The organism is Gracilibacillus oryzae, from assembly GCF_009498735.1.
Classification (GTDB): domain Bacteria; phylum Bacillota; class Bacilli; order Bacillales; family Amphibacillaceae; genus Gracilibacillus; species Gracilibacillus oryzae.
This window is the reverse complement of the sequence record NZ_ML762444.1, coordinates 1-13,580: the sequence shown is the minus strand read 5'-3', so window position 1 is coordinate 13,580 and position 13,580 is coordinate 1. Positions and strand designations below refer to the sequence as shown.

The window sequence follows — 13,580 nt, the reverse complement described above, 5'->3', positions numbered from 1 at the left end:
ATGGGAACAATCATTGCTTCGACCATTATCGCCCTAACCGTTATTCCCGCAATCCAATATACAAGACAAATAAAGCTGCAACGAACAAAAAAACGCCGGGCGGGTTTATTATCAGGTTTCTTTCGATGGCTGGCAGATGCTTATTCGGACAAAGTAATACCTAAAATGATCAAAAGGCCATGGATTACCGTTTTAACAGGTACGATCGTTTGTATTTTATTGCTTTCCTTAGCGGTAAAGGTACCGTTCGAATTCTTTCCTGCCGCTGAACGTCAGGAAGTAACATTATCATTAACATTAGAGCAGGGCACGCCTATTGAGGATACCGATGAACAGCTTGAAGCAATTGAATCCTATATTTTAGATAAGGAAGAAAATGTAACAGAAACCGCGCGTTATACAGGCAGTGGATTACCTAACATCTTCAACTCCGGCTTGACACGGTCAGGGGAAAATACAGGCCAAATTGTTTTTCGTGTCGATCGGGATGATTATTCTGCCTCTCAATTTATTAAGGACTATGAATCAGATTTACGAGCAGAATTCCCTGATGGTGAAATTTTTCTGGAAACGATTGTTTCAGGACCACCTCCATCTCCAAGTCTTGAAGTAAAATTACAAGGCCCGGAGCTAGAAGAACTGCTTGATACTTCAACCAGTTTATTAGACCGATTAAACGAGTTAGATTCTGTTGATTTAGCTACTGCTAATACTGGTTCAAGCCAGCCTGTAGAAACATATGAAATCGACCGGGATTTCTTAGCAGCTAATGGCATCTCCCTTAGCCAAGTAAAAAATACGTTACAGCTTGCCAACAATGGCATTCCTGTTAATGAGATTGATTATAATGGGGAACGATTACCATTGGAGATCACACTTGATGAAGGAACAGACAATGGCATTGGATTAGAACAACTGTCAACAGTCGGGGGCTCAAATGAAGGCATTCCTTCCATTTACAGCTTTGATCAATTTATTACGACAAACACGGAGGAACAAATTGCCGCGATTACCCATCTTGATGACAAAAGAACCATTACCCTCTCTGTTTATGAGAAGGAAGGATCAACTGATTTTGCTGAAGAAACTGAAAATGTGTTGAGTGAGATAAAGAATGAGTTACCTGCAAACTATCAATTAGCAGAAGATGGGGAAGCAAGTGCAGAAACAGCGTTTTTTATAGAGATTGCAAAACTGTTTGTAATTGTCCTGTTTTTAATCTATGTAACACTTGCGATTCAGTTTAACTCCTTGTTAACGCCATTATTAATTACAGGCACAGTATTCCTTGCTATTACGGGTGCTTTCACCGGACTGTTTGTAAGCGGCCAGCCGTTAAGCTTCTTAGCTGTATTAGGGATTGTGTCCTTGTCAGGTATTGTTGTTCGTAATTCGATTCTGATAATTGAATTTATTGAACAGAATAAACTAACAGATAACCAGTCAACAGAAGCTGCCATTATGGCTGCTGGTAAAGCAAGGCTGCGTCCGATAATTCTGACAACATTAACTTCCATCGCTGCTTTAGCACCAATTATCATCACAGGTGATGTGTTATTTAAACCATTAGCTGTGTCGATTGTAGCAGGATTGATTTTCTCCACGATATTAACATTATTGCTGTTGCCTGCCTTTTATCTGACAATGCAAAAAGTGAAAGGTTTTGGGAAAAAGAGCACTTCGTAAAATTTAGGGAATAAGGCTTGATAGAGAACCCGGACGATTTTTTTACTTTCAAAAAATCTGTTTGGGTTCTTTTACTTAGAAACAGGCTTTAGCTTGGAGTTTTGACGGTATGAGTGTTTCATAACTTCATAACTCTGGTTGGAGCTTGAAGTTTTGATGCTATGAGCGCTTCATAACTTCATAACTCTGGATGGCGCTTGAAGTTTTGATGCTATGAGCGCTTCATAACTTGTGATGAAGCATGGAGTTTTGCAAAATAGCACTCAAATTCTTTTTCAGGATCACTTTAGAAAAAAAATAAAGCGTGAATTCGCATTTGAATTCACGCTAAAATATTTTACAAAACTTTCTTATAGTGCGATATCTTTGTTCACGGCACTTTTATCATTGAACGTTTTGATATTTAATTTCTTCATTATTTTTGATGTAATGGTACCTGAAAGCATCGAGTCATTTACATTTAATGCTGTACGTCCCATATCAATTAATGGTTCCACTGTTATAAGCAAACCTGCTAATGCTACAGGCAAATTCATTGAGGAAAGCACTATTAATGCCGCAAAAGTTGCTCCACCACCAACACCAGCAACACCAAATGAACTGATACCGATGATCAATACTAATGAAAGTATGAAACTTGGCGATAATGGATCAATGCCCTGAGTTGGTGCAATCATTACAGCTAACATTGCTGGATAAATACCTGCACAGCCATTTTGTCCAATCGTTGCACCAAAAGATGCCGACATGTTCGCTATACCTGGGTGTACGCCTAAATTCTCCTTTTGTGCTTGAATATTAAGCGGAATAGTACCAGCACTTGATCTTGATGTAAAAGCAAAGGTAAGCACAGGCAATACTTTACGAACATATGTGACAGGATTTAAACCAAATAACACCAAAATAATCAGGTGAATAATAAACATTGTGATTAACGCAACGTAGGATGCACCAACAAACTTACCTAATTCTAAAATTCCTCCGATACTCGTTTGAGCTACAGTATTCGCCATTAACCCAAGAATACCATATGGAGTTAAACGTAAGATAAGTGTTACAATCCGCATCACAACTGCGTAAATTGCATTAATCATTCCAACAAATCTTTCTGCATGTTCTGGCTGTTTTTTTCTTACACCAAGTACAGCAATCCCGACAATTACTGAGAAAATAACAACAGCAATCGTAGATGTTGCACGTTGACCTGTCATATCAAGGAATGGATTCGCTGGAATAAACTCTAATATTTTCTGTGGTGTTGACATTCCTTCAACAGAGCCAAGTCTTTCTTCTAACGCTAATCCTCGTTCCTCTTCCTCTTGCCCCATTTCGATCTGGTCTGCATTCAAGTCAAAGATCGATGCACTTGTAATACCTACGAGTGCTGCAATCATGGCAGTTGCAACTAATGTACCGATAATCCATGCTGACATCTTCCCTAAATCAGATGACTTTTCCAGATTAATGATTGATTGGATGATTGATACTAAAATCAATGGGATAACAATCATCATAAGTAAACGAACATATCCGCGTCCTAAAATGTTATACCAATCTGTTGTAACACTGACAATATTAGAGTCTGCTGAGAATACAATCTGTAAGAAGGCACCTAAAAGAATCCCCAAACCTAACCCAGCAAAAACCCTTTTACTAAATGATACATATTTCTTTTGCATATAAAATAATATACCGATAAATGCAAGCATAATTGCAATATTAACAAGTATCCATACTGTTTCCATGTCTATCCCTCCTGTTTTTAATCCGATTAAAACACTCTGAATATAATACTTTCATTCTATGCATTTGTCAACAAAGATGTTTTCCGATAAACAAAAGATTTCACTGCGATTAACTGACTAATTACATAAGCGCCTACATTGCTGTTTTGTAAATAAACTTCCCTTTCAACCAAGGAAACAAGTGCAACATCTACTCAAGCACCGACTGGTTTCATAATGTTTTCTATGCTCCCTGGAGTCTGCAGAGCCTCCGATCCCGCAGGAGTTTTTTGTTTATTTACTCCACTTGAATATCAGCTTTGTATTTTGCCTGAGCTAATATTACAGGTGGATAATTTACGTGCAAGAACAACTTATTTATTAATGATGCTAGGTTGGAGCAAAATATTCGTTCTTCTCATTTGTCTAGGAAACCTTAATTAGCTGGGGAAAAATATGAGACTCCTGTGGGAACAGCGCGAGCTGAAGATCCACTTGTTAAAGTGGGGTTCCTTTAACAAGTTAGCTGAAGCCGTGCCCACGGAAAGCGAATGTTTTTCACCAGCGGCGTCTAAGCAATTTCAAAATTAGGACAAAAGTGAGCATCATGACACGCCACATATGCCACTGATAAGGAATACTTCCGATCAACACAAAAAAGCCTGGGCAGTTATATTATACCCAAGCTTTTTATTACTCAATCGCTAAATCCTCTTCCAGTTCGATCTCGACATTTCCTTTTAATGCTCGTGAGATCATGCAGGAGGATTCCGCCTTATTTATAATTTTTTCCAATTTCTGCATTTCCTTTTCTGTTGCATGATGCTGCAACCTCACTTTCGGACTGTGGACAATTTTTAAATAGGTATATACCCCATTCGTCACATCCACTTCTCCTCTTGACTTGAGCGAAATATGAGCTAACGGCAGCTTTGCTCGTTCAATCATTGCGGCAACCGTGATAAGATAGCAAGTAGCAGCAGCACCAAGCAGCATTTCGTCAGGATTTGTACCAGCACCTGGTCCATCCATTTCCGGCGGGATTGATATTTCTGTTTTTAAGTTACCTGTTTCGATCATGCCAACTTCGTTCCTGCCACCTTGCCATGATGCATTTAAATGAAACGTATGAATTGTCATCAAATCACCCTTTCCAGATCTATTTTAGAAAAGATGATCTAAGGAAGCAAACACATCGAATCAGGATGCATTTACTTCGCCTTTTTTATTACTGGACAGGAACCATCCTGCAACAGCAATTGCTACTAAAATGATATAGAACGTTAATTTCCATGCAAATGAGTGTGCGAAATCATGTGGCAAAATGTGCAGATCTTCGTGTGCCAGTACACTTACCGCTAATTTCACCCCTACCCAGCCAACAATAACAAATGCTGCGATTTCTAAACCTGGTCGGTCATGCAATAATTTAACAAACACATTTGCGGCAAAACGCATAATAATTAATCCGATTAAACCACCAGCAAACACAACGATAAATTGTCCTGTATCTAAACTTCCGATCTGCCCTAAGCCTGTCGGCGGTAGTGCTACTGCTAATGCAACAGCGGCAAGAATAGAGTCAACCGCAAAAGCTAAATCCGCAAGTTCCACTTTTAATACCGTCATCCAGAAGCCGCTTCCTGATTTCTCTTTTGTTTCAGCTACTAATTCATCTTCTTTTGTTTTCTTTAACTTATCATACAAGTGTTTTCCTGAAATGAATAATAAATAAAGTGCCCCAATTGCTTGCACTTGCCATACGTCGACAAGAAAAGAAATAATAAATAAAGACCCGAAACGAAGGACAAATGCACCTGCCAGACCGTAAAACAATGCTTTCTTACGTTCCTCATCAGGGAGGTGTTTCACCATTATTGCAAGTACAAGTGCATTATCTGCAGCTAATATACCCTCCAAACCAATTAAGACTAATAAGACCCAACCATACTCTAGTAACAATTCCATTCCACTAACCAACTCCTTTTTTATATGTCCACCTTGTGATAAGAGGCCATATAAAAAGCGAGACCTTTACCACAAGTGGTAAAGGTCTCGCTAACAACGTCTAAGTTGCCAATTATGCCGGAGGACTCCCTCGAAATGACGACATAGATTGTACAGCTACTCCCCTTTATGTATGTTTTTACTATAAGCTTTTCTCCATACTTTGTCAATAAGGAGTAAAGAACCTTTGAACACCTGTCTATCCATAGGTTTTCAAAGATTCTTTAGATTATACTTCGATTTTTCTATTCCTTTATCCTGTAATTTTATCCATTCTTTGCTGCACGTCCTGCTGGATTTTGCTCAGCTGCTTTTCACTTGCTTCCGCACTATCTGTCTTTACTCCAAAGTAGCTTTTGATTTTCGGTTCTGTGCCGGAAGGGCGGAAACATACCCAGGAGCCATCTTCAAGGATAAATTTCATTACATTCTCTTTTGGCAGAATGATATCCTCACGTACATCTTCTGTCAGCAGATTTCTTATGCTTGACTGATAATCTTCTACTGATCTTACTTGCAGCCCGCCTAATGATGGAAATGGGTTCTCTCTAATATCCGCCATTATGTTGGCAATTTTCTCTTCCCCATCTTTACCTTTCAATGTCAGTGACTTCATACCTTCTAAATAATGGCCGTGCTTTTCATATAAGGTGTCTAAAGCTTCCAGTAATGTTTTCCCTTGTTTCTTCCAGTGGTTCGCCATTTCACTCGCAGCCACAGCTGCCTGGACAGCATCTTTGTCACGTACAAATGGTCCAATTAAATATCCATAACTTTCTTCATAACCAAACAAAAACTGCTCATTCGTTGTTTCAAACTGTTTAATTTTCTCGCCAATGAATTTGAAGCCTGTCAGTGTGTCCATTGTATTCACACCATAGGAGGAGGCAACGGCCCTGCCCATTTCTGTTGTGACAATTGTTTTGATTAATTGGCCATTTTTCCGTTCATCTTCTTCCATGTGTGACAATCTGTAATCAAGCAATAATGTTCCTAACTGGTTGCCTGTTAATACTTGATAAGAATCATTTCCATTCTTTACTGCAACACCTAGCCTGTCAGCATCAGGATCTGTTCCGATCAAGATATCTGCATCAACTTGCCCGCCAAGTTCGATCGCCATTTCGAATGCTTGATGTTCTTCAGGATTTGGTGAGGAAACAGTAGAGAATTCCGGATCTGGTTTTGCCTGTTCTTCTACGACATGCACTTTATCAAAACCAACCTGCTCAAGTCCTTGTAAAACTAAGTCATGTGCTGTACCATGCAGTGGTGTAAATACAATCGTCAGATCATTATCAGTATTTTCCTGTACCTGGATCGTTTTTAATGCTTGTAAATAGGCATGATCCACTTTTTCCCCGATCCACTCTAGCAAACCATTATTCTCTAAGTCTGCCTGTTCTGCAGCTTCAACTGCCAGTTCATCTTCAATCTGATTTACCTTGTCAATTATCGCTGCCGCTTCATTCAAAGACACTTGTCCACCATCTTCATTGTATACTTTAAATCCGTTATATTCTGGCGGGTTATGACTTGCTGTTATCATGATTCCTGCCGCAGCGTGTAAATAACGGACAGAAAAAGACAGTAATGGTGTTGGGCGAAGTGATTCAAAGACATATGCTCTTATGTTATGTGCACCTAATACTCTTGCTGCTTCCACAGCGAACTCTTGGGACATATAACGGGAATCATACGCGATCACAACACCGCGTTCCCGTGCGTTGGCGGCATTTTCCTCTATGTATTCACTTAATCCTTCTACTGCTTTGCGTATTGTATAAATATTCATCCGGTTTGTCCCTGGACCAAGTATTCCTCTCATTCCACCAGTACCAAATGATAGATTCTTATAAAAAGAATCTTCTAATTCTTTTTCATTATTCGTTAAATCTTTTAATTGACCTAATAGTTTATCATCAATTGCTGTATTAGATGTCCACTTTTTCACTGTATCTTTCCACGACATGATACCAATCCTCCATGACTTAATTAAATTATCTTATTATTCCCAATTTTATCACAATGCATGTCTCATACATAGCTTATCTACTTATTATTATGATAGAATGTAGATAAAAATACATATCAAAGGTGTGATGGCGATTGTTTAAAAAAAAAGGGTTTCGAATATTAGTAACTTTTATTCTTATTTTCACGCTGATTTATTTAATTTTTAAAACGCGCTTCATTTTTGAACCATTTACAGCTTACTTAGGTGCCATTGCTGTCCCTATTATTGGAGCAGGAGTTATTTTCTACATTACAAATCCTGTTGTCAATTGGCTGGAGAAAAAAAAGGTACCCCGGATAATTGGTACTTTTATAGCCTTTTTACTAATTGTGCTCAGCATTACACTTGCCGTTTTGTTCATCGCACCTATTGTACAGAAGCAATTCACTAATTTTGTTGAAAGTGTTCCAGGAATGGTAGATAATGCTGAACAGCTTATCGAAATATGGCAAGATAACCAAAATATTATTCCACCACAATTCGAAAGCACTATTCAGAATCTTGTTGATAAATTAAGCACATATGCGGAAGATATTACAGCTGGAATTATTGGTGTAATTGGGCAAATTTTCAGTTTTATTTTTGCCTTTATTCTTATACCATTTTTCTTATTCTTTATGTTAAAAGATGGTTATAAATTTGTGCCGTTTATTTCCCAGTTTCTAAGTCCAAAAAAAGCAAGCAGCTTCCGGAAATTATCTACAAGCATTAATCACACCTTGGCATCATTCATTCAAGGTCAGTTTATTGTCAGTGTTTGTGTTGGGGTGATGTTGTATATTGGTTACATCATCATTGGATTGGATTATTCCTTGTCGCTCGCATTATTCGCTGTATTGATGAACTTTATCCCGTTTTTAGGGCCTTTCTTGTCTGCGATTCCTGCCGTCATTGTCGGATTATTTCAAGAGCCTTTAATCGGATTATGGGCAGCTGTTGTCATGTTTATCGCACAACAGATTGAAAGCAACTTTATCTCGCCAAATGTAATGGGACGAGCATTATCTCTGCATCCTCTAACTGTTATTACATTAATCTTGGCTGCAGGAGGAATTGCAGGATTCTTGGGACTATTGTTTATCATACCCGCATATGCAGTTATCAAAACAATCATTAGCCATTTTTACCATGAATGGAAAAGTAAGCAGACAGAAGAGGATCCTGATTTGATATAGTGGAGTGAATGTATCAGCGATTAACCTCAAATAAGAATCCATTTTACTTTCAGGATGGATTCTTATTTGGTTAATGCTTTAAAGCTTTTTAACCATAATATAATTTTCCTGCTCTTCATCTCCAATAAAATAAGAGTATTCCCCTCTAATTTCAAACTCCATATTTTTATGAAAATCAATCGCATTTTTATTTTTTTGCCATACACCTAACCATATTTCTTCTTTATTCATTTCAGATGCTATTTTCATCGCTGTTTGAAGCAGCATTTTTCCTAGACCTTTGTCTTGAAAAACATTCTTCACATATATTCGTTCTATTTCCATTGCTTCATCACTGACATGATATGTTTGGGCATCGTTAATATTTAGTTTTAAGTATCCTGCTAAAACCTGGTTCACATACATAAATAAAAAAGTAGAATTTTCATTCGATAATTCCGCTTTCAATTGATCTAAATTAAAAGCAAGTTCTAAATATTCATTCATATTCTCAGGAGTATTCAAATGACTATAAGTTTCACTATACGTTTCTGTACCTATTACTTGTAAAACATGTAAATCTTCCAGCGTACACCTTCTAATTTCCGTTTTCACTGTACCCTCTCCCTTTTGAAATGATTGGAAAACCCGCTAACTTACCAACGGATCAAAGCAATGAACCAACAGTTAGGTACCATTATTTTATGCCTACATAGTATAAGTATATTTTTTTGTCTGAAGAGAGTCAATGAAAACGAATTCAGTATATTATAAATTTATTAGATTTTAAGATTTAGATTTACCATTATTTAGATAGAAAAAAACCCTTAGCATAAAGATACTAAGAGTTTTTCTAACCGAATTATTCAGCGCCTGTTATTTCGGCGATTTCTTCTTTTAACTTGTCATAAATAGCAGGATCGACCCCTTCTGTCAATTCACCATTTCTGAATTGTTCGTGAACTGGCTCTGCTACTTCTCTGAATGCCTGGATTTGTTCTTCTGTTAACTCAATAATTTCTGTTGGATTTTCTGTGTCTGCTTTAATTGCTTCAAGACCTTCTTCATTTTGTCTTTCTTGCTCTTCAAAAATCCAGTCCTGCATTTCTGCAACAGTTTCATCAATTAATTGTTTTTCATTATCAGGCAGACCGTTGTACCATTCTGTGTTCACTGTTGTCATTGCCACATAATTATTGTGATTAGAAATTGTTAGGGTATCTTGTACTTCATGGAAGCTTGCTGAATTAATAAAGAATATTGGATTCTCTTGTGCATCCACTGTTTCACGATCTAATGCTGTATATAATTCGCCCCAAGTAATTGATTGTACTGTTGCACCATATGCACCAAAGGACTCACGCATTAATGGTGATTCCTGAACACGTACATTCAAACCTTCGAAATCTGAAGGAGTCTCAATACCTACATTACTAGTCCACGCTGTTGCACCTTCTGTCCAATAAGCAAGTGGTGTAATGCTGTGTTCTTCATATTTTGCACGCAAATCTGTGTTAAGTGCTTCACTATTAGTTAATACTTCCTGCGTTTGTGCTGGATCTGCAGGGAAGAAATAGTGTAATGAGAAAATCTGGCCATCCGGTACTTGACCACCTGTAAACCCAGGTGACATAATTGCTAACTGCATACCACCTTGTTGTAGAAGCTGTGCCTGGTCAACCTCACTGCCTAATGCACCATATTCATATGGCGTTACAGTTATTGCACCACCAGTTTTTTCTGAAATTCGATTTGCAAATTCCTCTGCATATTCATATTGTACCTCGCCATCAAGTTCTTCTGTAACAAAGCCCCATTCTGCTTCTTCAAAGTCTCCTGAAGCTGCTTCACCACTGCTTTCACCTTCTGTATTATCAGAGCCAGTATCCTCAGTTCCTGTGTCTTCTTCAGTGCCGCCTGTACCTTCTTCACTATCTCCACCACCACAAGCTACTAGCAAGAAACTAAGTGTTAAGATAGAGATAAACATTAGTAAATACTTTTTGTTAAAAATGATAATAACCCCCTAAAGATTTTTAATAATTTATGTTAAGTAACCAATAGAAATTATTGGCTACTTAATAACGTAAGACATTGATCAGAGGGGTTTTTGACCCCCGCTGATTATTAGCTAAACTTATCAGAGTGCTTAGCGATGTGATAACATTTATGGAACAAGTACTAACGATAGTTGCGGGAAAAATATGAGCAACACACCGATAAGTAATAAAATAACGATATATGGCGGTGTACTCTTAATTACTTCTAGGTATGGCTTTTTAAACACCGCACTTGCGGTAAATATATCTACACCGAATGGCGGAGTTGCTGATCCTAACGCTGCCTGGAATGCAACAATAATTCCTAAATGGATTAAGTCTACACCCGCTGCCTCTGCTGCTGGAGCGAAGATTGGTGTTAATATCAAAATAACAACAATTGGATCAACAAACATACAACCAATAAAGAAGAACACACTTACCATAATTAATACATATATGGCACTGGGATCAGTTCCTAATACTGTTTCCGTAATTTGCTGTGGAATTCTTGCAAATCCTAAAACCCATGTAAACAATTGCCCGCCAGCTACAAGAATAAAGACAGCGGATGTTACTAATCCTGTTGACAAAGCAATGCTTGGTATTTTTCTCCACTTGATTGTCTTAAAAATAAGCACTTCCAAAATTAATGCGTATAATACAGAAATCCCTGACGCCTCAACAGGTGTAAAGTACCCTAAGTAAATACCGCCAATAATAATGATCGGGAAACCTAAAGGCAACAAGGCTTTTCTAAAATATGTAAGCCTATCTTTCCAACCAATACGTTCCGCCAGGGGAATATTTTTAATTTTTGCATAAATGACACTATATAGGGAAAATGATAAAAACACAATCAACCCTGGAATAATCCCTGCAATAAATAGATCCCCAACTGAAACACCTGATCCAGCTGCCAATGCATATATAATCATCCCAATACTTGGCGGTACTAATAATGCTACATCACTCGCATTTATAATCAACGCCATTGCACTGGAATCTTTGTAGCCAATTTTCAACAGACGTTCACGCATCGGTCTCCCGATTGCTACAACCGTCGCTTGAGTAGAGCCTGATATTGCGCCGAAAAGTGTACAAGCAGCTGCAGTTGTGACCGCATACCCTCCACGGATATGACCAACAAAAGAACCAATAAAATCTAATAAACGATTGGATGTTTTTCCTGAGGTCATAATGTCTGCTGCGAAGATAAATAAGGGTACACATAATAAAACTGGAGATTCTATTCCTGTCAGCAATTGACTCATCAATAAATCCATATTTACTGCTGGATTGAAGATGATCATAATTACAACAGGTGCCAGTATTAGTGGTATCATCATGGGGAAGTTTAACAATAGTAAAACAACCATAATGGCTAATAAAGTTGTCAGCATAATAATAATTCCCTCTCTATGATTTTAATCATTTCTAAATTAGATTGATAAGTCTTCTAACTTTACATCCTTATCTCTGGTATCATTGTAATCTACTGCATCAATACCTAAATAAACTTTATCTTTTGCTTTGGCTGTAAAATTCACATAGGTATTACGCAGAAATTGAATACCTGCCATTAAGAATCCAATTGGGATAAAGACAGACATCAGATACCTTGGCAACTGTAATGACGTAGTTACAGCACCTGTGTTATATTCAAACATGACATAACTGTATGTGTAATATGTCATAATAAACATGACGATCGCCGTAATAAAATTAATAACAATCATCATAATTTTGCGAACTTTAAATGGTGCAAAATCGTAAAAGGCAGACATACTGATATGGCGACCTTTTCTTGCTGCATATCCTATACCCATAAATGTGGCGATGACAATTGCAAATTTACTTACTTCATACGCGAAGAAGAATGCGCCGGAATCAAAGATTTCACGTGCAATCACATTCCCAACAATCATGATAGAAATTAATATAATAGCAAAGCTTAAAATAAACTCTTCTATTTTCATAACAGCTGTATCTATCCACCGAATGACTTTCAAGTTTTCCCCTCCCTTTTCTAATAACAATTCCGTTTAATTTATTTTGTTATATTAAATGTTACAGAAATGTTTCAAGCTTCACAAATGGACTATACCCTTATTTGTGAGTATAAAACTACAAATTTTCCGCTGATAAAAAAATGCCTGCAGATCACGGATATATGATAGCGTATACTTTGTTATAATCGATAATCCTCCAAAAATGGGTTTTACCTAGTCTTTTTTACAAAATATTCATTTTATTTACATTATTTATTAATAACTTGCGTAGTCTGTTCATTTCCGCTAGGATTTTAGTAAAGAGTGATAAGTGAGGAGAGAAGCAAAATGAATCGAAAAGAAATCGAGGAGAAAATTGAAGAACTCAAATCTGATCATATGAGATTATCTGCAGATATGGAGAAATTAGTTTATGTAAAAGGAAAAACAGAGCTGACAGATAAAGAACTCGAGCGGATCGAGAACGAAATTACTCAGTTAAGAAAACAATTACAACAGATGAAATAATATTCCGGGATTCGGACAGGTGAATATTCGCATTGTTCAACGGTTTGTTTGTGAAATGTTAGAAATGCATGCTGAAGGTTAGAATTGTTGAGAAAGATTGTTTGAGGTGTAAGCAGGAGGCAATTTCTAAATGCCTCCAGATTCTGTTCAAGTAGCATTTATGGCATTTTTAGTTGCGAATGCCTTCAGATTCCAATCAAGCACCTTTCTTGGCTTTCAAAACGTCTCCGAATGCCTTCAGACTCCATTCAACCTCTTCTCTTGGCATTCAAAACGTCTCCGAATGCCTTCAGACTCCATCCAACCTCTTCTCTTGGCATTTAAATCGTCTCCGAATGCCTTCAGACTCCATCCAACCAGTCAAGTCCTTTTTTATGTGTAAATATAGATACAATGTTAACAACCTAATTCACATAATACATATTTGTTCTTTT

The 13,580-nt window shown here is 37.4% G+C and carries 11 protein-coding genes; 3 read left to right on the top strand and 8 right to left on the bottom strand.

Going from position 1 to position 13,580, the window contains the following annotated elements; translation table 11 throughout:
* Nucleotides 1–1,686 (top strand): efflux RND transporter permease subunit (locus F9U64_RS23170; RefSeq protein WP_228275789.1); only part of this gene is annotated, 1,686 nt, incomplete at its 5' end.
* Between the two features lie 350 nt (nucleotides 1,687–2,036).
* Here F9U64_RS23170 and F9U64_RS18140 read toward each other — a convergent pair.
* From F9U64_RS18140 to F9U64_RS18125, 4 genes are all read right to left on the bottom strand, one after another.
* Nucleotides 2,037–3,431: an L-cystine transporter gene (locus F9U64_RS18140; RefSeq protein WP_153406323.1), complete on the bottom strand. Its 1,395-nt coding sequence runs from the start codon at nucleotides 3,429–3,431 to the stop codon at nucleotides 2,037–2,039.
* A gap of 672 nt (nucleotides 3,432–4,103) precedes the next feature.
* Nucleotides 4,104–4,550, bottom strand: coding sequence for an OsmC family protein (locus F9U64_RS18135; protein WP_153406322.1), 447 nt, complete (start codon nucleotides 4,548–4,550; stop codon nucleotides 4,104–4,106).
* 60 nt (nucleotides 4,551–4,610) lie between these two features.
* Complete coding sequence (locus F9U64_RS18130) at nucleotides 4,611–5,378, bottom strand: TerC family protein (protein WP_153406321.1); 768 nt, start codon at nucleotides 5,376–5,378, stop codon at nucleotides 4,611–4,613.
* A gap of 292 nt (nucleotides 5,379–5,670) precedes the next feature.
* A complete protein-coding gene (locus F9U64_RS18125; RefSeq protein ID WP_153406320.1) occupies nucleotides 5,671–7,389 on the bottom strand; it encodes a phospho-sugar mutase in 1,719 nt (572 codons plus the stop codon).
* 137 nt (nucleotides 7,390–7,526) lie between these two features.
* Between F9U64_RS18125 and F9U64_RS18120 the strand changes: the two genes are divergently transcribed.
* On the top strand, nucleotides 7,527–8,609 hold the full coding sequence (locus tag F9U64_RS18120) for an AI-2E family transporter (RefSeq protein ID WP_153406319.1): 1,083 nt from the start codon (nucleotides 7,527–7,529) through the stop codon (nucleotides 8,607–8,609).
* 78 nt (nucleotides 8,610–8,687) lie between these two features.
* Here the strand turns inward: F9U64_RS18120 and F9U64_RS18115 are convergent, their stop codons facing one another.
* From F9U64_RS18115 to F9U64_RS18100, 4 genes are all read right to left on the bottom strand, one after another.
* Nucleotides 8,688–9,203: a GNAT family N-acetyltransferase gene (locus tag F9U64_RS18115; RefSeq protein WP_153406318.1), complete on the bottom strand. Its 516-nt coding sequence runs from the start codon at nucleotides 9,201–9,203 to the stop codon at nucleotides 8,688–8,690.
* A gap of 247 nt (nucleotides 9,204–9,450) precedes the next feature.
* Complete coding sequence (gene dctP, locus F9U64_RS18110; protein WP_228275788.1) at nucleotides 9,451–10,578, bottom strand: TRAP transporter substrate-binding protein DctP; 1,128 nt, start codon at nucleotides 10,576–10,578, stop codon at nucleotides 9,451–9,453.
* Between the two features lie 177 nt (nucleotides 10,579–10,755).
* A complete protein-coding gene (locus F9U64_RS18105) occupies nucleotides 10,756–12,030 on the bottom strand; it encodes a TRAP transporter large permease (RefSeq protein WP_153406316.1) in 1,275 nt (424 codons plus the stop codon).
* A gap of 39 nt (nucleotides 12,031–12,069) precedes the next feature.
* Entirely contained in the window at nucleotides 12,070–12,639 is a 570-nt protein-coding gene (locus F9U64_RS18100; RefSeq protein ID WP_153406315.1) for a TRAP transporter small permease, read from the bottom strand.
* 327 nt (nucleotides 12,640–12,966) lie between these two features.
* Between F9U64_RS18100 and F9U64_RS18095 the strand changes: the two genes are divergently transcribed.
* Nucleotides 12,967–13,146, top strand: coding sequence for an SE1832 family protein (locus F9U64_RS18095; protein ID WP_153406314.1), 180 nt, complete (start codon nucleotides 12,967–12,969; stop codon nucleotides 13,144–13,146).
* Nucleotides 13,147–13,580 lie beyond the last annotated feature (434 nt).